This is a genomic window from Roseovarius sp. W115, from assembly GCF_032842945.2.
GTDB lineage: Bacteria > Pseudomonadota > Alphaproteobacteria > Rhodobacterales > Rhodobacteraceae > Roseovarius > Roseovarius rhodophyticola.
Map to the genome: position 1 here is coordinate 2,165,089 of NZ_CP146606.1, position 26,176 is coordinate 2,191,264.

General features: G+C 55.2%; 23 protein-coding genes and 1 tRNA gene. 19 read left to right on the forward strand and 5 right to left on the reverse strand.

What is annotated here, in order from left to right; genetic code table 11:
• The first annotated feature begins 67 nt into the window (after window positions 1-67).
• Entirely contained in the window at window positions 68-646 is a 579-nt protein-coding gene (locus RZS32_RS10905) for a hypothetical protein (protein ID WP_317057007.1), read from the forward strand.
• 111 nt (window positions 647-757) lie between these two features.
• The gene (gene tuf, locus RZS32_RS10910) at window positions 758-1,933 is read left to right on the forward strand and encodes an elongation factor Tu (protein ID WP_317057008.1); all 1,176 of its coding nucleotides are present in this window, start codon (window positions 758-760) and stop codon (window positions 1,931-1,933) included.
• Between the two features lie 94 nt (window positions 1,934-2,027).
• Here the strand turns inward: tuf and RZS32_RS10915 are convergent, their stop codons facing one another.
• A complete protein-coding gene (locus RZS32_RS10915; RefSeq protein ID WP_317057009.1) occupies window positions 2,028-2,813 on the reverse strand; it encodes a helix-turn-helix domain-containing protein in 786 nt (261 codons plus the stop codon).
• A gap of 75 nt (window positions 2,814-2,888) precedes the next feature.
• On the opposite strand from RZS32_RS10915, the gene RZS32_RS10920 reads away from it, so the two are divergent.
• Entirely contained in the window at window positions 2,889-3,269 is a 381-nt protein-coding gene (locus RZS32_RS10920) for an MAPEG family protein (RefSeq protein WP_317057010.1), read from the forward strand.
• A 102-nt stretch (window positions 3,270-3,371) separates the two neighbouring features.
• Window positions 3,372-3,447, forward strand: a tRNA-Trp gene (locus RZS32_RS10925).
• Window position 3,448: 1 nt separating this feature from the next.
• Here RZS32_RS10925 and RZS32_RS10930 read toward each other — a convergent pair.
• The gene (locus tag RZS32_RS10930; RefSeq protein ID WP_317057011.1) at window positions 3,449-4,693 is read right to left on the reverse strand and encodes a hypothetical protein; all 1,245 of its coding nucleotides are present in this window, start codon (window positions 4,691-4,693) and stop codon (window positions 3,449-3,451) included.
• A 424-nt stretch (window positions 4,694-5,117) separates the two neighbouring features.
• Between RZS32_RS10930 and RZS32_RS10935 the strand changes: the two genes are divergently transcribed.
• Window positions 5,118-5,396 carry a hypothetical protein gene (locus RZS32_RS10935; RefSeq protein WP_317057012.1) on the forward strand — a complete coding sequence of 93 codons (279 nt, stop codon included), beginning with the start codon at window positions 5,118-5,120 and terminating at the stop codon, window positions 5,394-5,396.
• A gap of 564 nt (window positions 5,397-5,960) precedes the next feature.
• Here the strand turns inward: RZS32_RS10935 and RZS32_RS10940 are convergent.
• On the reverse strand, window positions 5,961-6,263 hold the full coding sequence (locus RZS32_RS10940; RefSeq protein ID WP_317057013.1) for a hypothetical protein: 303 nt from the start codon (window positions 6,261-6,263) through the stop codon (window positions 5,961-5,963).
• Between the two features lie 232 nt (window positions 6,264-6,495).
• Here RZS32_RS10940 and RZS32_RS10945 point away from each other — a divergent pair, with 232 nt between their 5' ends.
• From RZS32_RS10945 to rplA, 8 genes are all read left to right on the forward strand, one after another.
• Window positions 6,496-7,494: a DMT family transporter gene (locus RZS32_RS10945; protein WP_339106623.1), complete on the forward strand. Its 999-nt coding sequence runs from the start codon at window positions 6,496-6,498 to the stop codon at window positions 7,492-7,494.
• 1 nt (window position 7,495) lies between these two features.
• Window positions 7,496-7,771 (forward strand): hypothetical protein, encoded by a 276-nt coding sequence (locus tag RZS32_RS10950; protein WP_339106624.1) that lies wholly within the window; start codon window positions 7,496-7,498, stop codon window positions 7,769-7,771.
• 239 nt (window positions 7,772-8,010) lie between these two features.
• Window positions 8,011-8,931 carry a hypothetical protein gene (locus RZS32_RS10955; protein ID WP_317057016.1) on the forward strand — a complete coding sequence of 307 codons (921 nt, stop codon included), beginning with the start codon at window positions 8,011-8,013 and terminating at the stop codon, window positions 8,929-8,931.
• Between the two features lie 122 nt (window positions 8,932-9,053).
• Window positions 9,054-9,251, forward strand: coding sequence for a preprotein translocase subunit SecE (secE, locus tag RZS32_RS10960; protein ID WP_317057017.1), 198 nt, complete (start codon window positions 9,054-9,056; stop codon window positions 9,249-9,251).
• A 190-nt stretch (window positions 9,252-9,441) separates the two neighbouring features.
• Window positions 9,442-9,975 carry a transcription termination/antitermination protein NusG gene (gene nusG / locus RZS32_RS10965; protein ID WP_317057018.1) on the forward strand — a complete coding sequence of 178 codons (534 nt, stop codon included), beginning with the start codon at window positions 9,442-9,444 and terminating at the stop codon, window positions 9,973-9,975.
• A 422-nt stretch (window positions 9,976-10,397) separates the two neighbouring features.
• Window positions 10,398-11,783, forward strand: coding sequence for a DUF3179 domain-containing (seleno)protein (locus tag RZS32_RS10970; RefSeq protein WP_317057019.1), 1,386 nt, complete (start codon window positions 10,398-10,400; stop codon window positions 11,781-11,783).
• Window positions 11,784-12,040: 257 nt separating this feature from the next.
• Window positions 12,041-12,466, forward strand: a complete 426-nt coding sequence (gene rplK / locus RZS32_RS10975) for a 50S ribosomal protein L11 (RefSeq protein ID WP_317057020.1) — start codon at window positions 12,041-12,043, stop codon at window positions 12,464-12,466.
• Between the two features lies 1 nt (window position 12,467).
• Window positions 12,468-13,166, forward strand: a complete 699-nt coding sequence (rplA, locus tag RZS32_RS10980; protein WP_317057021.1) for a 50S ribosomal protein L1 — start codon at window positions 12,468-12,470, stop codon at window positions 13,164-13,166.
• Between the two features lie 385 nt (window positions 13,167-13,551).
• Here rplA and RZS32_RS10985 read toward each other — a convergent pair whose 3' ends face one another.
• Window positions 13,552-13,797 carry a hypothetical protein gene (locus RZS32_RS10985; RefSeq protein ID WP_317057023.1) on the reverse strand — a complete coding sequence of 82 codons (246 nt, stop codon included), beginning with the start codon at window positions 13,795-13,797 and terminating at the stop codon, window positions 13,552-13,554.
• Between the two features lie 458 nt (window positions 13,798-14,255).
• On the opposite strand from RZS32_RS10985, the gene rplJ reads away from it, so the two are divergent.
• The 5 genes from rplJ (at window position 14,256) to RZS32_RS11010 (ending at window position 24,800) form a co-directional block, all read left to right on the forward strand.
• Window positions 14,256-14,774, forward strand: coding sequence for a 50S ribosomal protein L10 (gene rplJ / locus RZS32_RS10990; protein WP_317057024.1), 519 nt, complete (start codon window positions 14,256-14,258; stop codon window positions 14,772-14,774).
• A 77-nt stretch (window positions 14,775-14,851) separates the two neighbouring features.
• Window positions 14,852-15,238 carry a 50S ribosomal protein L7/L12 gene (gene rplL, locus RZS32_RS10995; RefSeq protein ID WP_317057025.1) on the forward strand — a complete coding sequence of 129 codons (387 nt, stop codon included), beginning with the start codon at window positions 14,852-14,854 and terminating at the stop codon, window positions 15,236-15,238.
• A 278-nt stretch (window positions 15,239-15,516) separates the two neighbouring features.
• A complete protein-coding gene (gene rpoB, locus RZS32_RS11000) occupies window positions 15,517-19,686 on the forward strand; it encodes a DNA-directed RNA polymerase subunit beta (RefSeq protein ID WP_317057026.1) in 4,170 nt (1,389 codons plus the stop codon).
• Window positions 19,687-19,734: 48 nt separating this feature from the next.
• The gene (rpoC, locus tag RZS32_RS11005) at window positions 19,735-23,976 is read left to right on the forward strand and encodes a DNA-directed RNA polymerase subunit beta' (protein WP_339106625.1); all 4,242 of its coding nucleotides are present in this window, start codon (window positions 19,735-19,737) and stop codon (window positions 23,974-23,976) included.
• Window positions 23,977-24,293: 317 nt separating this feature from the next.
• Window positions 24,294-24,800: a L,D-transpeptidase family protein gene (locus RZS32_RS11010; RefSeq protein ID WP_317057897.1), complete on the forward strand. Its 507-nt coding sequence runs from the start codon at window positions 24,294-24,296 to the stop codon at window positions 24,798-24,800.
• Window positions 24,801-24,841: 41 nt separating this feature from the next.
• Here the strand turns inward: RZS32_RS11010 and RZS32_RS11015 are convergent, their stop codons facing one another.
• Window positions 24,842-25,495: a YggS family pyridoxal phosphate-dependent enzyme gene (locus RZS32_RS11015; protein ID WP_317057027.1), complete on the reverse strand. Its 654-nt coding sequence runs from the start codon at window positions 25,493-25,495 to the stop codon at window positions 24,842-24,844.
• Window positions 25,496-25,658: 163 nt separating this feature from the next.
• Here RZS32_RS11015 and RZS32_RS11020 point away from each other — a divergent pair, with 163 nt between their 5' ends.
• Window positions 25,659-26,174 (forward strand): DUF3576 domain-containing protein, encoded by a 516-nt coding sequence (locus tag RZS32_RS11020; protein WP_317057028.1) that lies wholly within the window; start codon window positions 25,659-25,661, stop codon window positions 26,172-26,174.
• Window positions 26,175-26,176: the final 2 nt, after the last annotated feature.

The window sequence follows — 26,176 nt, forward strand, 5'->3', positions numbered from 1 at the left end:
CACGCCGTGCGGTGCGCAACCTTATGGCGTAGATTGATGCGCTAAACACTCATAGGATTTTTCTGACATGCTGTCACGACGCAGCGTATTGGGCGTTCTGTTCGCGGTGCTTCTTGCAGGGTGTACAGAGCCACGCAAACCTGCGTTTGGAGAAAATGCAGTTGTGGATTTTGGGGTAAATAAGGATGTGGTCACAACGACCAACCTCGCTAAAGGAGTCGAGGGAAGACCCAATTCTATTTCGAAACAGCAAGTTGCACGCGATCTGTCCAGCGCCTTTGACTTCGTGTTCGCCAATCGCCGCTCTGGTGCGCGAAAGGTCAACATTGCTGTGGATGTGCGCAAAATTCGTCTGCCGCCCCGTCTGGAAACCGCAATAACTCCGGAAACGAGCCACCTTATCGCTGATGTGCGTGTCACCGATACACGAACAGGGCAGGATGTGATGCCACCGAGTTCTTTCGTGGGTGTGTCGGACTATGATGTCTCTCAGCCAGTCCATATCTTTTCTGCCCTGACGAAGCTCTCTGTGCAGGATGATTACCTTGACACCATCCAAATTTCTGCAGAGCAGTTGAATCAGGTCCTCTTTGGTCAGGATGGCACTCGCAAGTTCCCGGGTCCTTTGTCTGGTGCCTCGGGATGATACGGACAAAGCCACGAACTGCTTGATTTTCTCATCCCAACCCAATACATGCGCGCGGAGTAGAAAACGGGCCGTGTCTGGCCCCCCAAACGGATAGGGCGCCTAAGAGAGATGGCAAAGGAAAAGTTTGACCGCACGAAGCCACATGTGAACATTGGCACGATTGGCCATGTTGACCATGGTAAGACGACGCTGACAGCTGCGATCACGAAGCAGTTTGGCGATTTTAAAGCCTATGACGAGATTGACGGCGCGCCGGAAGAGAAGGCGCGGGGGATCACCATTTCGACGGCGCATGTTGAGTATGAGACGGAAAACCGTCACTACGCGCATGTCGACTGCCCCGGCCACGCGGACTACGTCAAGAACATGATCACCGGTGCGGCGCAGATGGACGGCGCGATCCTGGTTGTGAACGCGGCCGACGGCCCGATGCCCCAGACGCGCGAGCACATCCTTCTGGGCCGTCAGGTTGGCATTCCGTACATGGTTGTCTTCATGAACAAGGTGGACCAGGTCGACGACGAAGAGCTTCTGGAACTGGTGGAAATGGAAATCCGCGAGCTTCTGAGCTCGTATGAGTATCCTGGCGACGACATTCCGATCATCGCTGGTTCGGCTCTTGCCGCTCTGGAAGGTCGCGACGACAATATCGGGTCCGAAAAGATCTCTGAGCTGATGGCGGCTGTGGATGAGTATATCCCGACACCTGCACGGGCTGTGGATCAGCCGTTCCTGATGCCGATTGAGGACGTGTTCTCGATCTCGGGCCGCGGCACGGTTGTGACCGGCCGTGTGGAGCGCGGTGTGATCAATGTGGGTGATGAGATTGAGATTGTCGGCATCCGCGACACCAGCAAAACGACCTGCACGGGCGTTGAGATGTTCCGCAAGCTCTTGGACCGTGGTGAAGCGGGCGACAACATTGGCGCACTTCTGCGCGGTGTGGACCGTGAAGGTGTTGAGCGTGGTCAGGTTCTGTGTAAGCCGGGCTCGGTGACACCGCACACCAAGTTCGAGGCGGAAGCCTATATCCTGACCAAGGATGAGGGGGGCCGTCACACGCCGTTCTTCGCCAACTACCGTCCGCAGTTCTACTTCCGGACCACGGATGTAACCGGCACGGTTGAGCTTCCCAGCGGCACCGAGATGGTGATGCCGGGCGACAACCTGAAGTTCAACGTGGAGCTGATCGCGCCGATCGCGATGGAAAACGGCCTGCGCTTTGCCATCCGCGAAGGCGGCCGTACCGTCGGCGCCGGCGTCGTGTCCAAAATCATCGAGTGAGATAGACTCATGTGAGACCAGAAGGGTGCCCAATCGGGCGCCCTTTTTGTTGAAGATGCGCGGTCCTAAGCGCCAAATGTGCCCGTTTGCGATGTCAAGAAAACATGGACGTGAGTTTGGTTTCTGTCACATCATCAAGCGGAACCATCAGCTCGATTTCAATCCGTTCAAGACGCACGTCCTGCAGCGTGGAAAGCGATCCGATAAAAGGCGTCATTCTGAGACGGGTGCCATCAGGGAGACCCATCTCTGCACAGCTCATCACAGGGTTTGCGCTGCCGCTTGTGATGTGGCGCGGAACATCGTCAAACAGGCCCGACGCACGCGCGGCTTCAAATGCAACACGGACCGTCCTATCGCGTTCCGCCGCTGCCATAAGACGAAAGTAAAAGCCCGGACTGACCTCTTCCCAATTTAGAATAGCGGTCCGGAAACCCGGCGATAAAACCATGGTCAGCAGGCTTTGGTTTGCTTGCGACAAATCGATCCCGAACATCGCAAACATCGCGGTCGCGCTTGGATTGGCCCGCAGGATTGTCCAATCTTTATCCAATGCAAAGGCCGGAAAGGGCCAGTTTTGCAGAATGCGTCGCTCAATCGTGTCCAGGGCTTGCGTGATCTCAGTATCTGTAAGCTGGCGTTCGGGAAATGGGTTACGCAAGCCCGAGGCCTCAAACAACGCGCTGCGCTGTGCTGTTGAGAGGTTTAACTCAACGGCAACACGTTGCAAAAACTCTGATGTGGCGCGCGATCGGCCGGTTTCGAGAAATGAGATGTGTCGCTGGGTGCTGCCAAGGCGGTGTGCAAGTGCGAGTTGGCTCAGACTCAACGCATTTCGGATCCCTTTGAGCGTCAAACCGAATTCGTTTTGTATCGCCATCATTCCCTCCTAAGGAATTGTAGCTATTCCTTATTCTTCTTACCTCCAAATCGCACAATAAAGAAGGAATGGAATATGGTTTTCTGGATTTTGGCCGGACTGGCCTTGTATCTGATGAACGTGTTTGGGGCAGGAAGTTTTCTGATGCTGCGTGTCGGGCCTACGGCGTATATGGAACCTCGGGACAGCCTGCCGGAGCCAGGAAAATTCCATGCGCGGGCTTTAAAGTCCGCTAAGAATTTCTCGGAATCGTTGCCGGTTTTCGTGGTTCTTGGCCTGCTTGCGCTGATCGTGGATGGCGTTGATCTTGAGCTTGCCGAACAGGGCGCGATGCTCTTTGTTCTGGCAAGGCTGGCATATATTGCGGCCTATGTGGCCGGCGTTCCTTATATTCGGTCCGTTATTTTTACGGCAGGGTTTGTAGGGCTTGGCATGATGGCCTACGCGGTCATCTGACACGATCGGGTCGCGATTGAGGCAGCCAATGGTAAATTTCCGATTGCGGGCCAATGTGACTTGATTCCCAGCCGTAGGTGACGTAATTCGAGCCTTGGCCTTAGGGGTATAGCTCAGCTGGTAGAGCGACGGTCTCCAAAACCGTAGGTCGCGGGTTCGAACCCTGCTGCCCCTGCCAACTATCGTTCCAAATCAAACTCGACCCCGTAGTCTGTCAAATCGCTGACGTTCTTGGCGGGGTAATTGTCGGCCCAGATTGGAAAATCCGAACTTGGTAGCATGATGGGTAAGTTGAACGGACTAGTACCAGTATCCCGAGCGAACGGAAGGTTGACCAAAAGCCCATGCGGGTGATCGTTTTCATCTTTGTGATAAAACGCTTTTGTAGCAAAGCCGGTAGCCGCTTCGAGCCTTGACGCAGCATCTTGTAATTCGATGTCGGCGTCGGTCTGCTCTCCCAAGAGCTGCTGAAGACGTCGAATTTCGCTGTAACGCATTGATTGAATCTGATCGTCCTGACCGCCATATTCCTCCAGACCTCGACACCTTACCAGATAACCGCGCGCTAGCGACGGTTCCGCTCCGTAGACGGCGCGTAGATGCAGACAACACGCGGCTTCAATCGAATATCTCTCGTCATCGATCTTTTTATAGAGCGTGAAAGGCATATCCTGTTTGGCTTCGACAACGAGCGTAGACATGCCGCCGTGAATACGGGATTGATCAACGGTCTGACCGTTTCGGCTGACGATCTGGCCTGATGCGAGGTACCGGTCTTCTATATTGTCGACCCAACCTTTTGCGCCAAGGTATCGGTTGTCACCGTGGTTTGCGTAAGATGCCAAAGACAACATCATGAAACGCGTGCCTTTGTTCTTGTGTGGAAAGAAACGCACGAAGTTCAGCGATATCTGGCTGGTCAAGTTATGCGGGGGGCGTTGTCCCAATGCACGACGCTGCTCGACACGGTACATAACGTAGTCGCCGTTGAGTCTTATTTCTCCTGTTGTGGAGATTGGTTCGACAATACCAGGTCTACGGTAGAGGTAATAGTCGTCGCCTGGGAGTGGGTCGAACTTTTCTCCGTAGTAAAATTCGTAGGCTTCGATCACGTATTGCAGATCTTTGGAATGAATCCGAACGTAGTGAAGCTCTTTCTTTATTCGCGCGCAAAGGTCGCTGCCTGCTGTAAACCTACTGTAATCGGTCAAATTGATGTTTTTGAATTTAGCGCTGGTGTATTTCGGTTGGTCAGGTGGGCACCCTTCGACCTCGTTCAGGCGCTCCAGAAGTGTACCGTCAAAGGCAGTCGCGATGCCATCAACAATGCCGTTGGCTTTCAGCGCGTTAAAAAATTTGAATAGCTTTAATTGTTCCGTGACTTTTTCGTCATCTGAATATGGTTCAAACTCGAAGTGCCCCACTTTACCCTCAAACAGTCGTCAACCGAATCATTGCAACATTAGGTGGAGCTACCTGATCTGCCAACCTTTTAGGGTGACCACCCTAGTAGTGTCTCAAAAATCTTAAGAGGCGTAGAAGCCACCTTGCTTTTGCCTTCCGTGCTCAAGCCAGAGGTGCGGACTTAGGAAAGTGCTCCTAACGCGAGAACAATTCAGGGTGATTTGAATTTATTGTTTCTCATCAAGGAGTAATCTCGCGTTTTGGGACAGGCGGGTGGTTTGGTCCGAAAGTTTTCTTGCGAGAAGAAGAGGTGCCGCGCAATATCAATACGTCATCAATTGTTCGGCACCCCTCCAAGGAGTTAGCGCTCCTTGTACAAAGGTAACCTTGGTGTGGCGCTGGGACAAGTGGTGATGAACGCAACGCTCAAATGGGAGAAGTCCAATGGGTAACATCACTAACCTTGAAACCGTGGAACTGGCGTTCCGCTATCTGGGACTGGGGTCTCTGCTTGGTAAAGCTTGGGGACTGTTTCGCATCTTTCTGCAATTTGTCATCGACTTCATGATCATGACTTTCCTCAGCGACACTGAGGAAGACGGTGATGGCGGCGAGGGGGCGGACGAGCCGGAGTTTTGGGTCAGCACGACGAGACCCTCTTACGAGCGGGACGAAGCCCCGCAGTCGAACATATACAACTGCAACGACTACGCCATGGGCTAAGCCCAGTAGCCGAACGAGACTTCAAGGGGCGTCCTGCCGGGCGCCCTTTATGCGTTTGATATCTCATCAGTTCCCTAGCCGCTCATATACCGAACCTCGGGCACCGGCCTTGTCTGTATCCGACCTCAGGTCGATGACATGATATTGAGCAGTTCCATTGGAAGCAGCAGGCAACAATGTGCAAAGCAAGTGATTGCATACTCTTAAGTGTCTGAAATGAATAAAATTCCAAGGAAACCTTGCTGCTGAATATAAGGTGCTAGAAGTTACACAAATTCTTACACATTTTAGAAAAAGAAAAAAATAATTATATAAATCAATAAATTAAAGAATATGCCACCTATCTCCAAAACCGTAGGTCGCGGGTTCGAACCCTGCTGCCCCTGCCAAACACTTCCTCGATTTCAGACACTGCTGGTTTGCCTCGGTATTGTCGCGCCTTTCCCGGCGCTTGGCGTTCTGCGGTTTGAAGCGGGACGCGCTCCAGAGCGCTTTCAAGGCCGTTTTCGAGCCCAAGTCTCTGTTTGCGATTCCGGCGGTACGAGTTTGGGGAGGGTGTGGGTGTCAGAGCGCGGCGAATTGCGCGCGCTGCTCTGACCAGACAGCGGAGAAGCTGGTTTTGATCAGGTAATCGGTGGTCAGGCCGCTGGGTTGTTCGCCAAGCGTGATGGCGTCCAGAATGTCAGGAGCGATCAGTGCGAGACCGGCGACGTCCTGGACGCGGCGCGTTGATACGTTCTCGATGTCTGCGATTTCCGAAACCGGTTTGCCATCAATAATCATCGCCAACCAGCGGCGTCCCTTGGCAATATTCTGCACCAGCGTTTTGTCGATCTCCGGCGGGGGATCGCCAAGATGCAGTTTCAACTCGACACCTCGCCTGCGCATCTGGAATGGTGCTTCTATTGACAGTTCCGATGCGTTGATATTTCCCGGCAGGCACCTGCAAACGCGTTTCATTTGTTCACAGAAAGGTTCGTTGGCTTGATTTGAGAATTTTCAGGATTGGTGGTGAACTCAAATAAGCCGCCTATTCACCTTGTTCGGCGACAAAACAGTGGAACGTCCTATGGCAAGTCAAAGTGAAAAGATTGTCGTCATGTCAAGCGCCCGCTTTGGCGTCGTTTTGGCTTGGGTTGCTGTTCTTATCTACGCGTCATCCAATTCCATTGTGACTCTTCTCACGAATATTGGCGCAGAAAACCTGGTATATGGACGCAATGCGATCACGTTTTGCAATCTGCTTTTTCTTGGCTCGCTTATCTCGCTCATTCCTATGGTATTTTTCTTTTGGAGAGATTGGACGCGTGAGAATCTGCGCAAATTGACTAAGTCAGATTGGGTTTTTCTGACCACCTCCGCCTTTTTGTCCTCGGCTTTGACGCCTGGCCTGTTCTTCTTTGCCTTGGAGCATACGACGGTTACAAACGTCGTTCTCATTGGCCGAATTGATCCCCCCTTGTTTCTACTGGCGGCAACGTTCTTGTTGAAGGAAGAACTGGACCCTTGGGCGTTCGCGGGTGGCATCATCGCTCTGGTGGGCGCGGTCGTGATGATTGCGCTGAAGGAGGACAGCACCAGTTTCTCGTTTGGCAAAGGTGAAATTGCAGCGGTTCTTGCGACACTTTCTTTCATCGCGTCCACACTTGTGACACGCATTGGTCTCAAGGGGGTGCCGCTCGGAATATTCACAATCTATCGAACAGCGCTTGGAACCGTGGTTTACTTCACTTGGGCCATGTATCTATTTGGTCCGCATCATTTTCAGGATCTGTTCCAGCCAGTGGTTCTGAAGTGGATATGGGTTTACGCAGTTATCGTAATCATAGTTGGACAATTCGCCTGGAACCTCGGCCTAAAATACGCCAAGTCCGGGGATGTGGCGCTGGCAACATCATTCTCGCCACTGGCCGCCATTCTCATTGCAATGCTTCTTCTAGGCGAAGACCCCGGCGCCGGGCTCATTCCTGGTGCACTGGTCATTCTGCTGGGTATAGGTGTTGCTCAATACGGCCGTTGGAAACGCGATATGGCCGAAAAACAGGCGTCGCAAAAATCGCTCGAACTTGAAGGCAGCGTTAACTTTAAAGGGGCCTAGAATGTTTCAATTTATCTTTTTTCACGTGTTTGAAATCTTTGTCGTGTCGGCAAGTTTAGCGATCATTGGCGTTTTGATTTTTGCGATAAGGTACAGGATGAAAGAGAATGAGAAAGAACAAACCAATTTTGCCGACGAGGCAGCGACCAGAGAAATGATGAAGGTGCGTGAGGTCGGGATGGCGTCGGCAGGAATTGCTCAGACCTACACAACTGATGAAAAGCCGGCCGCGACAGATGACACCGAAAAAAAGCAGATAACTGAAGATTGCAAATGAACCTCTGCGCCTGACCTGCCTTTTACCGTCGCAATCGTTTCGGTGTAGTTGAGTGCGCTTCGGGCTCTCGTAAGTGCAATTTGATTTGCGCCCTTTCGCCACAATTCTGCCCGCCTGTAGACATCTTTTTGCCAGTTTTCGCCCATAGCGTGCCTTAGTCTGACGACTCGCATGCGAGGCGTTGGGTTTTTGCGTGGGGGCGTGAAACAGACACCGTGGGTGGTGAGGGTAGTGCTGCTATGACGGATACCGCAGGTTCCATGCCTTTGGGTCATCCGCGCGCCGCAAATCGGCGGCCGTCGCGGGACAAGATGCTCATGGAAACACCGACAATTGAAGATCCAAACTCCCCGCAGATGACGGCGATGATCAAGTCGATGTTGCTTGATCAGAAACGCGAAGAGCGTCAGCGCCGCCTGCCGGAACTTTCCCCGCCCGAGGTGACGCCAAGCCCGGCACAACCTGACGAGGCTACAGATGGCAAGCTGACAAAGCTGGACGTGTCCAAGCTTGTGCCGAGCATGCCGGCCTTGCGGCCGAAGCGCACTACGATGTTCGATGACGATGTGCCTGTACAGCAGCCAATTGAGTTGGATGAGGAAGATCCCCTTTTGTCACAAGACCAATTGATGGCTGAACCAGAAGATATCATCACACCTGAAGACATTGCCGAAGTTGTCGAAGAAGATAAAAAAGCGCTGGCCAAGCCTAAGAATACCCATGGCCCTAGGGTCAAGGCGCATGTCGCTGCGCTCAAGTCTCACGCCAATAAGATCTGGATCCATGCTCGCAAGGTCAAGGCAAAGCACGTCTTCCTGGCTTTTACAGCGCTGATTGTGATTTTACGCCCGTGGCTCGTTATGGGTGTGACACTTACACTTCTGATGGTGCTTTTGATCACCTACCTTTCGCTCGGGCACGAGCGGTTTGCCGAAGTTCTTTTGGCGCGCTGGTTGCGGTTCAAAAAGCGCAAACCCCAGAAAGCGGAACAGTATTTCAAGAAGGCAACGCAGCTTGTCGAGCAGTACAATGCCAAAGTGGCGCGATTGCCGAAAGCTTTGGCCGAGCGGGTGATTCTGCCGGACCTGGCAGAGTTGGAAAAGGAAGACGATCGGCCCGATCCGTTTGACCGTTTGGCCGAGCAGGCGCAGGACGTCTAAGCTCGGCATATAGGCAACAGGGCTGCTCTGGTGAAAAACCGGGGCGGCTCTCAGCTCTTGAATTCAGTCTGCTTGCGACGTATGTCCCGAATTGACTTCGACCCTTTCACACGGTGGATTCCATGGCCGTCACCAACCCGCTTCAGTTTATCCAGCAAGTTCGCGCAGAAGTTGCCAAAGTTGTTTGGCCAACCCGGCGCGAGGTTTTGCTAACCACGATCATGGTGTTCATCATGGCGGCCCTGACGGCCGTGTTTTTTGCCTTGGTGGATCTCTTGATCCGTAGCGGGCTTGAGGGGCTTTTGGGGCTCTTCGGCTAAAGCGCAAAAATCCCTGTCTGCGGCCTTGAAAAGAAGGACGAAGAGGGGTAATCCAGCCATCATTCCGATACAGCGCGCGGCGATTCGAGCCCGCGCGCTGATTTGTTTCATCGGGGTGGTTTGGGCCAAAAGCCTGAATGAAATAGAGAATTCCGGCCAGGTGCCGATAACAGCAGATGTGGGGTCCAGCATGGCAAAACGGTGGTACTCAGTGAGCGTTCTCTCGAATTTCGAGAAGAAAATCGCAGAGCAAATCCGTCAATCCGTGGCCGATCAGGGCCTTGAGGACGAGATCGACGAAGTGCTTGTGCCGACCGAAGAGGTGATCGAGGTGCGGCGCGGCAAGAAGGTCACGACCGAGCGGCGGTTCATGCCGGGCTATGTGCTGGTGCATATGGAAATGTCGGACCAGGGCTATCACCTGGTGAACTCAATCAACAAAGTCACCGGGTTCCTTGGACCACAAGGCCGTCCGATGCCGATGCGCGATGCGGAAGTGCAGGGGATCCTGGGCCGTGTGGAAGAGGGGGCCGAGGCGCCGAAGCTGCTGATCAGTTTCGAGGTTGGTGAGAAGGTCAAGGTCAACGATGGTCCGTTCGAGGATTTCGATGGCATGGTCGAGGAAGTCGACGAGGACAATCAGCGTCTGAAGGTGACGGTCTCGATCTTTGGTCGTGAGACGCCGGTAGAGCTGGAATACACGCAGGTGACGAAGCAAACCTGACCCGAGGATTAGCTCTCAGTTCTGGACGAAAATTGGAACCCTGGCTTTTGGCCGGGGTTTTCTTTTGCCCCACTCCAGTGAAGACTCCTGCATGTTTGGCGGCTCAAAGATTAACGCTCTTAATTTGCGGGGATTTGAGCGTCGGTACTACATTGGTATCATGTCGGTATTGCGTCGGTGCGATATCGGTAAAGCTTGTAGATTAATGCACCGTGGCGTCTGCTGCACGGTGTGTGCAACAGGTTCCCAAAATTTGAGCTTGCCGCAGAAGGTGGACGCACGGTGTTGCACAGTTCGGCGAATGTTCGTGAACGGTGTGTTCAGGACCTGTTCACTAAGTGCTGATGCAATCGTGATTAGCCATCTTGCCCGGAACCGTCATCTTTGGGTGCACTTGAAATGTGCACATGAAAGGTCCTTTGATGGCAACTACATTTGGCTCAACGCCGCGTCTCTTGATCCTTGCGTCGCTGATGATGCTCTTCGCTCTCTGGTCCACAGCGGTGCGTGCCGAACAGCCAGCCGCGCTGCCGGACTATGTGGTTGAGCAGTTTGGTCAGCCGCCTGCCATTCCGGATGGTGACTTGTCAGCGGACTTGAAGGCCGCCGCGAAGATGGCGTTTGTCGACAGTATCGAAGGGTCGACATGGGGTACGGATCAGGAAGTGGCCTTGCGCACGTTGGCTGCTTCAAAAGACCCGCGCCTTGCCTGGCCCATCAGCGACCTGATGCGCTTTGCCCCCGGACAAGCGCTCAATGTGCAGCTTGCAAATGCAGCAGCGACATTGCTTGAAATTGATATGCCCACTGAAAACCATTGGGGCGTTATAACCGATCACCTGATTGCGTGGGATGTGCCTGCGCCGCCGGATTACCTGAGTGCAAAACGGGCCATTTTCACCGGGATTATTCCCGGCTGGGACAAGATTTTTGTCGAAGGTGACATTGACTGGCGGATGGTGTCCTGGGGCGGCGTGCTGATTGATGACCGCGCCTATGACGCCACCGATGAGCAGTGCAACTGCATTCCGGCGGCGGATAACCCAGAGGTCAGCAGCGCGGCAGAGGCCACCTGGCTCAAGGATAGCGACATTGTCTTTGGCGTGGTCGTGAACGGTGAGGCGCGGGCCTATCCGCGTCGCATCATGGAAGTGCGCGAAATGGTCAACGATACCCTGGGCGGTCGTGATCTTGGTATTCCCTACTGCACTTTGTGCGGCGCGGCTCAGGCGTACTTTACCGATGACGTGCCTGTCGGTGTAGAGCGCCCGGTTTTGCGGACATCGGGGCTTTTGATCCGGTCCAATAAGGTCATGTATGACGTGCGTACGCATTCGGTGTTTGACACGTTCCTGGGTCACGCTGTGACAGGGCCCTTGGCCAAGAAGGGTGTGAAATTGGAACAAGCAGGTGTCGTGACCACTGACTGGGGCACGTGGAAGACAGCACATCCCGAGACAACCGTTTTGGTAGAAGAGCTTGCTCTTGGTCGGGATTTTGATTTTCGCAATGGGCGTGATGCCAACGGACCGATCTTCCCGGTGGGTGATGTCGATCCGCGTCTGCCGGTGCATGAAGACATTATCGGCATTGTCACGGCGTCAGGCAAACCTGTTGCCTTCCAGCGCAGCAAGGCGATGGCGGCGCTGCAGGGCGGCAACGAAATCGCAGTGGACAACGTGCGCCTGACGCTTGATGGCGGTGGGATCAAGGCGGTGGATGCGAATGGCGCTGACCTTGGCAGCCATCAGGCCTTCTGGTTTGCTTGGTCTCAGTTTCATCCAACGACTGAACTCTGGGAGGGGTGAAGCAGCGCCGAGGATTTCACTCCAAGGTGTAAAAGCCACGCGCAATGAGCAGCGCGTGGCTTTTTGGTTTCACGTCGCGATGAGCGTCACCTGTGTCAGATCATGCTTGTCAAACCGGCGTGCCCGGTGTAGTGCGCACGCCAGTCTCTTGAATGAGACCCCCATGTGGGAGGCGAGGGCATCGCGATGTTCGGACCAGACCACATCAACATAGGCTAAGGGGCGCGTCCTGAGGCTGTTTGAAAAGGAGATGGCCCATGGCCAAGAAACTTGCTGGCACCATGAAGCTTCAGGTGCCTGCCGGACAAGCAAACCCATCCCCGCCGGTCGGTCCGGCGCTGGGTCAGCGCGGCATCAACATCATGGAATTCTGCAAGGCGTTCAACGCCAAGACGCAAGACATGGAGCCCGGTGCGCCGTGCCCCACCGTGATCACCTATTATCAGGACAAGTCCTTTGAAATGGACATCAAGACGCCACCTGCGTCTTACTACCTGAAAAAAGCGGCCAAGTTGAAATCCGGTGCAAACGCGCCCGGTCGTGAAACTGTCGCCTCGGTCTCGGCCAAGCAGCTGCGTGAAATCGCAGAAGCCAAGTGGAAGGACCTGAACGCAAATGACGTCGAAGCCGCGATGAAGATCATTGCCGGTTCTGCACGCTCCATGGGCATTGAGGTGAAGTAAGATGGCAAAGCTTGGAAAACGCACAAAAGCGGCGCGTGAAGCGTTCGCGGGCAAAGAAAACGTCACCATCGAAGAGGCGGTGGCGCTGGTCAAAGGCAATGCCAACGCGAAGTTCGACGAAACTGTCGAGATTGCGGTGAACCTTGGGGTTGATCCCCGGCACGCGGATCAGATGGTGCGCGGTGTGGTTGGCCTTCCGAATGGCACAGGCAAGGATGTGCGCGTGGCGGTTTTCGCCCGTGGCCCCAAGGCCGATGAAGCGAAAGAGGCCGGTGCAGATATCGTCGGTGCCGAGGACCTGATGGAAACGGTGCAAGGCGGCAAGATCGACTTTGACCGCTGCATCGCCACACCAGACATGATGCCCATCGTGGGTCGTCTGGGTAAGGTACTAGGCCCACGTAACCTGATGCCGAACCCCAAGGTGGGCACGGTGACCATGGATGTGGCCGATGCCGTGAAAGCGGCCAAGGGCGGCGAAGTGCAGTTCAAAGCCGAAAAGGCTGGGGTTGTGCATGCCGGGATTGGCAAGGCGTCGTTCGATGAAGGCAAGCTTGTTGAAAACGTCCGTGCTTTTGTAGAAGCCGTGCAGAAAGCAAAGCCATCTGGCGCCAAAGGGGCCTACATGAAAAAGATCGCCCTGAGCTCGACCATGGGTCCGGGCGTGAGCATCGATGTAGCAGGTGCCGTTGGCGAATAAGCTGACGCCGATGTGACACGCAAATTCGGGGCTTCCTTCGGGAGGCCCCTTTTGTTTTTGCGAAATGGGTTGTTTGTCGGGTTTGCGGGACGAAGCTGACTTTGGATCAAAGCCGTGCCTGAGTGAGATGAACGAATGGCGTGCGCTACGGGCTCACAGCGGCCAATCAAAATGAAAGTAATGAGACATCTGACCTCCAGGAGTATAAACTTCAAATCGATGTCTGATGTCGTTTTGGGCGAATACGTTGGACACGCGTTCTGAGAAGTTGGCCAAAACATAGGCAGAATGGTTATCTGCTTCTATGCTGCCGCCCTGTTTCCCATCGAGTAAATCGTGAAAACCAAACCTGTCAAATTCCTCTAACCGTACCGAATGTTTGCCTTCATAGATGCGGAATCCAGCGGATTTGAACATTTTTGGCCAGTTCAGCTTTCGTTGGCCATTTTTCGATTTCTCCGTGCATTATTGCTCCATCATCCAAGTAAGGAGACTGATTAACTGCGCTGGCTATTTCAATTGCAATTCGCCTTGGCGTATCACTGCAAACCACCAGCTCGTTTTCTTGTTCAAGCTTTCGAATTTTGGTTTCTATCTTTTGGATCAGTTCGGCGTAGCCATTATTTTCCACATCAACCTCCGACCTTGTACCGTTCTAGCAGCCAGTTAATATGCATTTGGTACGGCGTGATAAAGTAGTTATGACTGGTCCGTATGGGCTCACAACAGACCTTGCGTAAAACTCAGCGTTCCTGAATATCGATCCCCTCAAACCCCGGTCTGAGCGGCTCTTTGTGGCCAGTTTTGAGCCTTGTTTAAAAGGGGCTTGGCATTTGCCTGGATGCGGTCTAGTTACTGCGTTGCACACGTGGTCCGATTCGTCGGGCCATTTGTGTTTCGTCCGAGACGGTGGGTGGTCGGGATATGCCGGTCATAATTCCTGCCTGAGACGGGAAAGACCAGAATTTTGCGCGGCTCTCCTAAGGTGGTTCCTCGTGTCTGGCTCAGCCCGTTTAACGGACCCAAAGGCTGGGTCTTTTGGCCCAGTAAGACTGAGCCGGGGAATTTCCCCACAATTGGAGTGAAACTGTGGATAGAGCCCAGAAAGAGAAAGTGGTCGAGGAACTCGGCCAGATCTTCGAAAGCTCTGGCGTCGTCGTGGTAGCCCACTACGCAGGCCTTACAGTTACCGAAATGCAGGATCTTCGTGCCCGCGCCCGCGAGGCCGATGCATCCGTACGCGTTGCCAAAAACAGGCTCGCCAAGATAGCCCTTGATGGAAAGCCATGCGCCAGCATTGCGGACTATCTGTCGGGCATGACTGTTCTGACCTTTTCGGAAGACCCTGTGGCAGCAGCCAAGGTCGCCGAAGGGTTCGCCAAGGATAACAAGAAGTTTGAAATTCTTGGCGGGGCTATGGGTGAGAACGCATTGGACCGCAAAGGCGTCGAAGACGTGTCGAAAATGCCATCTCGCGAGGAGCTTATTGCCTCCATCGTGGGCTGCATCGGCGCACCTGCTTCGAACATCGCCGGGGCCATTGGCGCACCTGCTTCGAACATCGCGAGCATTCTGTCATCCGTCGAGGAAAAGGCAGAAGCGGCATAGCGGAACTGGAAAAGGTCTGACGTGGACTGCCTGGTCTGACGTTGGAACACATCTAAGAGAACGGAAAAGAGCTAGATATGGCTGATCTGAAAAAACTCGCTGAAGAGATCGTTGGTCTGACGCTTCTCGAAGCACAAGAACTGAAAACCATTCTGAAAGACGAATACGGCATCGAGCCCGCCGCGGGCGGGGCTGTGATGGTTGCCGGTGCAGCAGGCGGTGACGCCGGTGGCGCAGGCGGCGGTGAAGAGCAAACCGAATTTGACGTGATCCTGAAATCGGCCGGTGCGTCGAAGATCAACGTCATCAAAGAGGTGCGCGCGATCACGGGTCTTGGTCTGAAAGAAGCCAAGGATCTTGTTGAAGCCGGCGGCAAAGCTGTCAAAGAAGGCGTCGACAAAGCCGAAGCAGACGACATCAAAGGCAAGCTGGAAGCAGCTGGCGCTGAGGTCGAACTCAAGTAATCCGTGGGTTTGCACCCATCCTAAAGTCATGTGCTTTGGGTGGGGCGACCCTCGTATTGCGACATGAATTTTGGCTGGTCCCGGCAAAATACGGGTCCAGCCGAACCTGTCTCAGAGAGGCCCTGTTGCGCGGGGCTTTTCTCAGGCGAGGTTCAACGATCGGGTGGCCCCTTGTGGGATGGGGGCCAAGAATGGATCGTACTCGCTGTCTCTGATGGACGTGCCGCTGGGCCCCGACAGCGCGCATGACCAGTGAGAAATGAAAGGTGACCCGTCACATGACGCAGAGCTTCCTTGGCCAAAAACGTCTTCGTAAATATTACGGCAAAATCCGCGAAGTGCTGGAAATGCCGAACCTCATTGAGGTGCAGAAATCAAGCTATGACCTGTTCCTGAAATCCGGCGACCAGGAGATCCCCACCGATGGTGAGGGGATCAAGGGCGTGTTTCAGTCGGTCTTTCCGATCAAGGATTTCAACGAAACAGCTGTGCTGGAGTTCGTGAACTACGACCTGGAAAAGCCGAAATACGATGTCGAAGAGTGTATGCAACGCGACATGACCTACAGCGCGCCGCTTAAGGTGACGCTGCGGCTGATTGTGTTTGATGTCGATGAGGACACTGGTGCGAAGTCCGTCAAGGACATCAAGGAACAGGACGTGTTCATGGGCGATATGCCCCTGATGACCCCCAACGGGACTTTTGTTGTCAACGGAACAGAGCGCGTGATCGTCAGCCAGATGCATCGCTCTCCAGGCGTGTTTTTTGACCATGACAAAGGCAAGACACATGCTTCGGGCAAGTTGCTCTTTGCCTGCCGCATCATTCCCTATCGCGGCTCATGGCTCGACTTTGAGTTTGACGCCAAAGACATCGTCTTTGCGCGCATCGACCGTCGCCGGAAGCTGCCTGTGACAACCCTGCTTTATGCTCTGGGTCTGGATCAGGAAGGTATCATGGATGCCTATTATGACACGGTTGACTTCAAGCTGAAGAAAAAGGGCAAGGCGGTTACCGGATGGGTGACCAAATTCTTCCCGGAACGTGTCAGGGGTACACGTCCGACACATGATCTGGTCGATGCCAAGTCCGGGGATGTCATTGCCGAAGCGGGTAAGAAAGTCACGCCGCGTGTGGTCAAGCAACTGATCGACGATGGGAAAGTGACCGAGCTTTTGGTGCCGTTTGAGCAGATTGTCGGCAAGTTTGTTGCCAAGGACATCATCAACGAAGAAACCGGTGCGATTTACGTCGAAGCCGGGGATGAGTTGACGCTTGAGCGCGACAAGGACGGCGAGATCATTGGTGGCTCAGTGCAAGAGCTTTTGGATGCCGGGATTACCGACATTCCTGTTCTGGACATCGATAACATCAATGTCGGGCCGTACATGCGCAACACCATGGCCAATGACAAGAACATGAACCGCACAACGGCGCTCATGGACATCTACCGCGTCATGCGTCCGGGTGAGCCACCCACCGAAGAAGCGGCCTCGGCGCTGTTCGACACGCTGTTCTTCGATAGTGAACGGTATGACCTGTCGGCGGTTGGCCGGGTGAAGATGAACATGCGTCTGGCGCTTGAGAAGCCAGACACACAGCGCACGCTGGATCGCGAAGACATCGTGGCCTGCATCAAGGCTCTGGTTGAGCTGCGCGATGGCAAGGGCGATGTGGACGATATTGACCACCTCGGCAACCGTCGTGTGCGCTCGGTTGGTGAGCTGATGGAGAACCAGTATCGCGTGGGCCTTCTGCGGATGGAACGTGCGATCAAAGAGCGGATGAGCTCGGTTGAGATCGACACGGTCATGCCGCAGGACCTGATCAATGCGAAACCGGCTGCTGCGGCTGTGCGTGAGTTCTTTGGCTCGTCGCAGCTGTCGCAATTCATGGACCAGACCAACCCGCTGTCAGAAGTGACGCACAAGCGTCGGCTCTCCGCGCTTGGGCCCGGTGGTCTGACCCGCGAACGGGCTGGGTTTGAGGTGCGTGACGTTCACGCTACGCATTACGGTCGCATGTGTCCGATTGAAACGCCAGAAGGGCCGAATATTGGTCTGATCAACTCGCTTGCCACCTTTGCGCGGGTGAACAAGTATGGCTTTATCGAAACGCCCTATCGCAAGGTTGAGGGCGGGCAAGTGACGGATGAAGTCACTTACATGTCTGCGACCGAAGAGATGCGCCACACCGTGGCGCAGGCCAACGCGACGCTGGATGCCAAAGGCAAGTTCGTCAACGAGATGGTCAACACCCGTCAATCTGGTGAATACATGTTGGCCCCGGTCGACAATGTGGACCTCATTGACGTGTCGCCCAAACAGTTGGTCTCGGTGGCAGCCTCGCTTATTCCATTCCTGGAAAATGACGACGCCAACCGCGCCTTGATGGGCTCGAACATGCAACGTCAGGCCGTGCCGACGCTGCGCTCCGAGGCGCCTCTCGTGGGCACCGGGATCGAAGGCGTTGTGGCGCGCGACTCTGGTGCGTCGGTCTTGGCCAAGCGGGCTGGTGTGATTGACCAGGTGGATGCGCAACGGGTTGTGATCCGGGCGACAGCCGATCTTGAGATTGGCGACCCGGGCGTTGACATCTACCGGATGCGCAAATTCCAGCGCTCGAACCAGAACACCTGCATCAACCAGCAGCCGCTGGTGAAGGTGGGCGATACGGTCTCGAAAGGCGAGGTGATCGCCGATGGTCCGTCGACGGATTTGGGCGAACTGGCACTGGGTAAAAACGTGCTCGTCGCGTTCATGCCCTGGAATGGGTACAACTTTGAGGACTCGATCCTGATTTCCGAACGTGTGGCGCGCGATGACGTCTTCACCTCGATCCACATCGAGGAATTTGAGGTTGCCGCCCGTGACACCAAGCTGGGCCCTGAAGAGATCACCCGCGATATCCCCAACGTCGGCGAGGAGGCTCTGCGCAACCTCGACGAGGCGGGCATAGTCTATATCGGGGCCGATGTGGAACCGGGCGACATTCTTGTTGGCAAAATCACTCCGAAGGGCGAAAGCCCGATGACGCCGGAAGAGAAGCTTCTGCGCGCCATCTTTGGCGAGAAGGCCAGCGACGTGCGCGACACCTCACTTCGGGTGAAGCCGGGGGATTATGGTACGGTCGTCGAAGTGCGCGTCTTTAACCGCCATGGCGTGGAAAAAGACGAACGTGCGCTTCAGATCGAGCGCGAAGAGGTCGAGCGCCTGGCGCGTGACCGCGATGACGAGTTGGCGATCCTGGATCGCAACATCTATGCGCGTCTGAAGTCACTCATCATGGGCAAAGTGGCCGTCAAAGGCCCCAAAGGCGTCAAGGCGAACTCGGAAATCACCGAGGACCTGCTGGAAACGCTGAGCCGGGGTCAATGGTGGCAGCTGGCGCTCAAGGATGAGAAAGACGCACAAATCGTCGAAGCGCTCAATGAGCAATATGAGGCGCAGAAGCGTACGCTGGATGCACGCTTTGAGGACAAGGTCGAGAAGGTGCGCCGCGGCGATGACCTTCCCCCGGGTGTGATGAAGATGGTCAAAGTCTTTATCGCGGTGAAGCGCAAGCTTCAGCCGGGCGATAAGATGGCCGGGCGTCACGGCAACAAGGGTGTGATCTCCAAGGTTGTGCCAATGGAAGACATGCCGTTCCTTGAAGATGGAACGCCGGTGGATTTCTGTCTCAACCCGCTTGGCGTGCCAAGCCGGATGAATGTCGGCCAGATTTTGGAAACCCATATGGGCTGGGCCGCGCGTGGCTTGGGCATCAAGATCGATGATGCATTGCAGGACTATCGCCGCACCGGTGATCTGACACCAGTACGCGAAGCCATGCATCATGCCTATGGCGACGATGTCTATGACGAAGGCATTGCCAAAATGGACGAAGGATTGCTCATCGAGGCGGCGGGCAACGTGACCCGTGGTGTGCCGATTGCCACGCCAGTCTTTGATGGCGCGAAAGAGGCCGATGTCAACGATGCGCTGCAACGCGCCGGGTTTGATGAAAGCGGTCAGTCGGTCCTCTATGACGGCCGCTCGGGCGAGCAATTTACCCGTCCAGTGACCGTGGGTGTCAAATACCTGCTGAAACTGCACCACCTTGTGGATGACAAAATCCACGCGCGCTCGACCGGGCCTTACAGTCTTGTCACACAGCAACCTCTGGGCGGTAAGGCACAGTTCGGTGGTCAGCGCTTTGGTGAGATGGAGGTTTGGGCGCTTGAAGCGTATGGCGCAGCCTACACGCTTCAGGAAATGCTCACCGTCAAGTCGGATGACGTGGCGGGTCGGACCAAAGTCTATGAAAGCATCGTCAAGGGCGAGGACAACTTTGAGGCCGGTGTGCCAGAGAGCTTTAACGTTCTCGTCAAAGAAGTCCGTGGCCTCGGCCTGAACATGGAACTCCTGGATGTGGAGGGGGATGACGAAGGGGACATTGCGGCGGAGTAACTGCCGCGTCCTCTCTTTCCCTTCTGCACCTGACCAAAGGATTCTCAAATGAACCAGGAACTGACAAACAACCCGTTCAACCCTAACGCTCCGGCCAAGGTGTTTGACGAAATCAAAGTCTCATTGGCCTCGCCAGAGCGTATTCTGAGCTGGTCTTATGGCGAGATCAAAAAGCCTGAGACGATCAACTACCGGACGTTCAAGCCCGAGCGTGACGGCCTGTTCTGTGCGCGTATCTTTGGCCCGATCAAAGACTATGAGTGTCTCTGCGGCAAATATAAACGCATGAAATATCGCGGTGTTGTCTGCGAGAAATGCGGTGTGGAAGTCACGCTGCAAAAGGTCCGTCGCGAGCGGATGGGCCATATCGAATTGGCCGCACCTTGCGCGCATATCTGGTTTCTGAAGTCGCTGCCGTCGCGTATTGGCCTCATGCTGGACATGACTTTACGCGATCTTGAGCGTGTATTGTACTTCGAGAACTACGTTGTGATCGAACCCGGTCTGACGGACCTCACCTACGGCCAGATGCTCTCGGAAGAAGAGTATATGGACGCGCAAGACGCCTATGGCATGGACGCGTTCACCGCCAATATTGGTGCGGAAGCCATTCGTGAGATGCTGGCCAATATCGACCTTGAGAATGAGGCTGAGACGCTGCGTGCCGATCTGGCAGAGGCGACAGGTGAACTGAAGCCCAAGAAGATCATCAAGCGTCTGAAAGTTGTCGAAAGCTTCATCGAATCCGGCAACCGCCCGGAATGGATGGTGATGACCGTTGTGCCGGTCATCCCACCAGAGCTGCGCCCGCTGGTGCCGCTGGATGGGGGCCGCTTTGCGACATCGGATCTCAATGATCTCTACCGCCGGGTGATCAACCGGAACAACCGCTTGAAGCGCCTCATTGAGCTGCGCGCGCCGGATATTATTGTTCGGAACGAAAAGCGGATGCTGCAAGAGTCGGTTGACGCTCTGTTCGACAACGGCCGTCGTGGCCGCGTGATAACCGGTGCCAACAAGCGTCCGTTGAAGTCGCTGTCTGACATGCTGAAAGGCAAGCAGGGCCGCTTCCGTCAGAACCTTCTCGGGAAACGGGTCGACTTCTCGGGCCGTTCGGTCATTGTGACCGGTCCTGAGCTTAAGTTGCATCAATGTGGTTTGCCCAAGAAGATGGCGCTGGAGCTGTTTAAGCCGTTTATTTACAGTCGCTTGGAGGCCAAGGGTCTGTCGAGCACAGTGAAGCAGGCGAAGAAGCTCGTCGAAAAAGAGCGCCCCGAAGTTTGGGATATCCTTGATGAGGTGATCCGTGAGCATCCGGTTCTTCTGAACCGCGCGCCAACGCTGCACCGTCTGGGTATTCAGGCGTTTGAGCCGGTTCTGATCGAAGGTAAGGCGATTCAGCTTCACCCCCTGGTTTGTTCGGCCTTTAACGCCGACTTCGACGGTGACCAGATGGCGGTGCACGTCCCTCTGAGCCTTGAGGCGCAGTTGGAAGCGCGGGTTCTGATGATGTCGACAAACAACGTGTTGTCGCCTGCGAACGGTGCGCCGATCATCGTGCCATCACAGGACATGGTTCTGGGCCTCTACTACACCTCGATCATGCGTGAAGGCATGAAGGGTGAGGGCATGACCTTTGCCTCCATCGAAGAGGTGCAGCATGCTCTTGATGCGGGTGAAGTGCACCTGCATGCCAAGATCACAGCGCGCATTCCTCAGATTGATGAGACTGGTCAAGAGGTCATGATGCGGTTTGAGACCACACCGGGCCGCGTGCGGATCGGATCTCTCTTGCCGCTCAACGCCAAAGCGCCGTTTGAGCTGGCCAACAAACTGTTGCGCAAGAAAGAAGTGCAGCAGGTGATCGACACCGTCTATCGCTATTGTGGTCAAAAAGAGAGCGTCATCTTCTGCGACCAGATCATGTCCATGGGCTTCAAGGAGGCGTTCCGTGCGGGCATTTCCTTTGGCAAGGACGACATGGTCATTCCTGACGACAAGTGGACGATTGTTGAAGAAACCCGTGACCAGGTGAAGGGGTTTGAACAACAGTATATGGACGGCCTGATCACCCAGGGTGAGAAGTACAACAAAGTGGTCGATGCCTGGTCGAAATGTAACGATCAGGTCACCGATGCCATGATGGGAACGATCTCAGCCGATAAACGGGATGAGGCCGGTGCCGTTGAGGAACCCAACAGTGTTTACATGATGGCGCACTCCGGTGCGCGGGGTTCGGTCACGCAGATGAAACAGCTGGGCGGCATGCGCGGCCTGATGGCCAAGCCAAACGGCGACATCATCGAGACACCAATCATCTCGAACTTTAAAGAAGGCCTGACGGTTCTTGAGTACTTCAACTCAACCCACGGCGCGCGGAAAGGTCTGTCAGACACCGCTCTGAAAACAGCGAACTCCGGTTACCTGACACGTCGTCTCGTGGACGTGGCGCAGGACTGCATCGTGCGGGAGCATGATTGCGGCACCGAGCGTGCGATCACCGCAGAGCCTGCGGTGAACGACGGTGAAGTCGTGGCATCTTTGTCCGAGCGTATCCTGGGCCGTGTTGCGGCGGAGGATATTGTGCACCCAGTGTCCAACGATGTGATTGTTGCCAACGGCCAGTTGATCGACGAACGCACGGCAGATGCCATTGAGGAGGCAGGTGTGCAAACGACGCGCATTCGCTCGCCTCTGACATGTGAGGCCGAGGATGGCGTCTGTGCCATGTGCTATGGTCGTGACCTGGCGCGGGGCACAATGGTCAACACCGGCGAAGCTGTGGGGATCATCGCAGCGCAATCCATTGGTGAGCCGGGCACGCAGCTGACGATGCGGACGTTCCACATCGGCGGTGTGGCTCAGGGTGGCCAGCAGTCCTTCTTGGAAGCAAGCCAGGCGGGCAAGGTTGTCTTTGAAAACGCCCAGACCCTTGAGAACGCCAATGGCGAGACCCTCGTCATGGGCCGCAACATGAAGCTGTTGATCATGGGCGACAAGGATGTCGAACTGGCCAGCCACAAGGTTGGGTATGGCACCAAGCTTTTTGCCAAGGATGGCGACAAGGTGGCTCGGGGCGACAAGCTCTTTGAGTGGGACCCTTACACGCTGCCTATTCTGGCCGAGAAGAGCGGGACGGCGAAATTTGTTGACCTGGTCTCGGGCATTGCGGTGCGCGATGTGACGGATGATGCCACTGGCATGACCCAGAAAATCGTGACCGACTGGCGGGCAGCACCCAAGGGCAATGAGCTCAAGCCTGAGATCCTGATTGTAGACAAAGATGGTGAGCCGGTGCGTAACGATGCGGGCAACCCGGTGACCTATCCGATGTCCGTGGATGCGATCCTGTCCATTGAAGAAGGCCAGGAGGTGCATGCCGGTGACGTCGTCGCGCGTATTCCGCGGGAAGGGGCCAAGACCAAGGACATCACCGGCGGTCTGCCACGGGTGGCTGAACTCTTTGAGGCGCGTCGCCCCAAAGATCACGCCATTATTGCCGAAATCGACGGCTATGTGCGCTACGGTCGCGACTATAAGAACAAGCGCCGGATCAGCATCGAGCCTGCCGATGAGAGCATGGAGCCCGTCGAATACATGGTGCCCAAGGGCAAGCACATTCCGGTTCAGGAAGGTGACTACGTCCAGAAAGGCGACTACATCATGGACGGCAACCCGGCCCCGCATGACATCCTGAGTATCATGGGTGTCGAGGCGCTTGCCGATTACATGATCGACGAAGTTCAGGACGTGTATCGACTGCAAGGTGTGAAGATCAACGACAAGCACATCGAGGTTATCGTGCGCCAGATGCTTCAGAAGTGGGAAATCCAGGATTCTGGGGAAACCACGCTTCTGAAAGGCGAGCATGTGGACAAAGCCGAGTTTGATGCCGCCAATGAAAAGGCCATCGAACGCGGCAAACGTCCGGCTCAGGGTGAGCCGATCCTTCTGGGGATCACCAAGGCGAGCCTGCAGACACGCTCGTTCATCTCGGCGGCGTCCTTCCAGGAGACCACGCGTGTTCTCACCGAGGCCTCCGTGCAGGGCAAACGCGACAAGCTTGTCGGTCTGAAGGAAAACGTCATCGTGGGTCGCCTTATTCCGGCGGGCACAGGTGGCGCGACACTTCAGATGCGCCAGATCGCGCAGCAGCGTGACAATGTGGTCATCGAGGCCCGTCGCGAAGAGGCCGAAGCGGCCGCTGCCTTGGCTGCGCCGATTGACGATATCGTCGGCGGCGATGCGTTCGATACGTTTATTGAAACGCCGGAGAGCCGCGAAGAGTAAGCTCTGGTTTAGCGGTTGAGAAATAGAAATGCCCCGCTGGAAACAGCGGGGCATTTTGGTTTTGTGAGGCGAGTGATTGGTAGGGTGGTGCGGGGCACCTCTGAATAGATTTGATTTCGGCTTCGAGTCTGCCAAGCACATCTGTTCATCTTACCAACGGCACGGCTAATTCAAACGGCAGCAAAGTTCGCAAAACAAACCTTTGCCAAAGGTCGCGTAAACTTCTGTTGAGAATGCCCGAGACCTCTGATCTGACCTCATGAAAAGCAGTTGTCTTGGGCGCCGCTTTCTGGAAGCGTGCCCACATGATGCGCCGTATGTCTCCCGATGATCTTGTCCTGACGCCGATGGGTGTGCGGTTTCGTGGGCGGCGGTATCCTTGCACGATTGGCAGCGGGGGTATTCGAGCCGACAAGCACGAAGGGGATGGGGCCACCCCGGTGGGGGTGCACCGGATTGTCGGGATGCTCTATCGGCCCGACCGGATGGCGCGGCCTGCGGATTGGGCGTTGCCCATTCGTCCCGGCGATCTTTGGTCAGATGATGAAGGCCATGAGGATTACAATCTCATGGTCCGGCATCCCTATCCGCATTCGCACGAGGTGCTGCGGCGCGCTGATCCGCTTTATGATCTCATCCTCATCACAGACTGGAACTGGCCCTATGCCACAAGAGGGCAGGGCTCCTGCATCTTCCTGCACCAATGGCGCAGGATGGGGTATCCCACGGCGGGCTGCGTGGCGTTCCGGCGCGACCATTTGCGCAAGATTGCGGCGCAGATCACCTATGATACAAGGCTTATCGTGCGGCCAAATCCTTTCTGAAAGGATTTGGCAAAAGCCTTCAGAAGGCTTTTGCGGCGCATCTAGCCATACGCGCGTGCACCGAAGATCGCGCTTCCGACGCGCACATGGGTTGCCCCCAAGGCAATCGCGCTTTCAAAATCACTGCTCATGCCCATGGAGAGCCCGGTCAACCCGTTCCGCTCTGCGATCTTGGCCAAAAGCGCAAAATGCAGGCTGGGTTCTTCATTGACCGGCGGGATACACATCAGCCCTTCAAGGGGCAGGTCCATGGCTCTGCACTCGGCCACAAACGCATCCGTCTCTTTCGGCGCAATCCCCGCTTTTTGCGCTTCTTCACCGGTGTTGACCTGAATAAAGAGGCGTGGACAGTGACCTTCCTCCTGGGCGAGACGCGCTATGGTTTTTGCCAATTTGGGGCGGTCCACGGAATGGACGGATTGGAACAGCTCAAAGGCCTGGCGCGCCTTGTTGGTCTGCAGCGGGCCAATAAGGTGCAGGTCAATGTTTTGAAAAGTTTCGCGAAATTCAGGCCATTTACCTGCCGCTTCCTGCACACGGTTCTCGCCAAAGGTGCGATGGCCATCTGCCAACACCGCAGCCACACGTTCATTGGGTTGCACCTTCGACACCGCAATAAGAGAAACCGCGTCTTCGGTGCGACTTGCGCCCTTGCAGGCCTTTGCGATGCGCGTTTTGATGTCATCCAGACTCACGCTGCTCTCCTTGCCGTGCTGCGTTGCTATGCGTTATGTGCCACAGCCTTTGAACCTGGGACAAGACCCACAATTTGCCAGAGTGAAGTTACGGTGCGGTAACATCTCGTGGTACTTAGTCGGCAAACTCCTTGCTCCGCTCTTAACGGTTAGATAGTAGAGTATGGAAACAGTAACGGACGACCCGATGTACCACGCCCTGAAGTTGAGAAACGTTGGTCTGCTCTTTGCAGCGTTTTGTGTTTTGGCGTCATGCAGCGTCTTTCGTGGTGCGAAATTGGATCCTGACGCGTTTACAGTCTCAACAGGACGAGAGTCGTCAGTTGGCTCACAAACAGGTGGCTCCAGTTTGTTTGACGCGTTCCGCGGTGATGGATCCGCCGGGATTAAGGTGAACAGGTTCCTGTGGACCGCGTCTTTGGAGGTTCTTGACTTCTTGCCGGTGCAAAATGCTGATCCCTTTACCGGAGTTATCTCCACCGGATTTGGTACACCACCAGGTGGGGGACGTGCCTATCGCGCGACCGTTTTGATCAGTGATCCAGCGCTGGATGCGCGATCGTTGAATGTCGCTTTGCAAAGCCGAGGTGGCCCTGTTTCGGCAGAGACGCAAAGGGCTGTGGAAGATGCGATTCTGACGAGGGCGCGCCAGTTGCGTCAACAAGCCGGGCGTTTCTGATC

Coding starts and splice junctions, on each gene's coding strand:
- RZS32_RS10905 (WP_317057007.1), top strand. CDS start 68: ATGCTGTCACGACGCAGCGTATTGGGCGTTCTGTTCGCGGTGCTTCTT.
- tuf (WP_317057008.1), top strand. CDS start 758: ATGGCAAAGGAAAAGTTTGACCGCACGAAGCCACATGTGAACATTGGC.
- RZS32_RS10915 (WP_317057009.1), bottom strand. CDS start 2,813: ATGGCGATACAAAACGAATTCGGTTTGACGCTCAAAGGGATCCGAAAT.
- RZS32_RS10920 (WP_317057010.1), top strand. CDS start 2,889: ATGGTTTTCTGGATTTTGGCCGGACTGGCCTTGTATCTGATGAACGTG.
- RZS32_RS10935 (WP_317057012.1), top strand. CDS start 5,118: ATGGGTAACATCACTAACCTTGAAACCGTGGAACTGGCGTTCCGCTAT.
- RZS32_RS10945 (WP_339106623.1), top strand. CDS start 6,496: ATGTCAAGCGCCCGCTTTGGCGTCGTTTTGGCTTGGGTTGCTGTTCTT.
- RZS32_RS10950 (WP_339106624.1), top strand. CDS start 7,496: ATGTTTCAATTTATCTTTTTTCACGTGTTTGAAATCTTTGTCGTGTCG.
- RZS32_RS10955 (WP_317057016.1), top strand. CDS start 8,011: ATGACGGATACCGCAGGTTCCATGCCTTTGGGTCATCCGCGCGCCGCA.
- secE (WP_317057017.1), top strand. CDS start 9,054: ATGGCCGTCACCAACCCGCTTCAGTTTATCCAGCAAGTTCGCGCAGAA.
- nusG (WP_317057018.1), top strand. CDS start 9,442: ATGGCAAAACGGTGGTACTCAGTGAGCGTTCTCTCGAATTTCGAGAAG.
- RZS32_RS10970 (WP_317057019.1), top strand. CDS start 10,398: ATGGCAACTACATTTGGCTCAACGCCGCGTCTCTTGATCCTTGCGTCG.
- rplK (WP_317057020.1), top strand. CDS start 12,041: ATGGCCAAGAAACTTGCTGGCACCATGAAGCTTCAGGTGCCTGCCGGA.
- rplA (WP_317057021.1), top strand. CDS start 12,468: ATGGCAAAGCTTGGAAAACGCACAAAAGCGGCGCGTGAAGCGTTCGCG.
- rplL (WP_317057025.1), top strand. CDS start 14,852: ATGGCTGATCTGAAAAAACTCGCTGAAGAGATCGTTGGTCTGACGCTT.
- rpoB (WP_317057026.1), top strand. CDS start 15,517: ATGACGCAGAGCTTCCTTGGCCAAAAACGTCTTCGTAAATATTACGGC.
- rpoC (WP_339106625.1), top strand. CDS start 19,735: ATGAACCAGGAACTGACAAACAACCCGTTCAACCCTAACGCTCCGGCC.
- RZS32_RS11010 (WP_317057897.1), top strand. CDS start 24,294: ATGTCTCCCGATGATCTTGTCCTGACGCCGATGGGTGTGCGGTTTCGT.
- RZS32_RS11020 (WP_317057028.1), top strand. CDS start 25,659: ATGGAAACAGTAACGGACGACCCGATGTACCACGCCCTGAAGTTGAGA.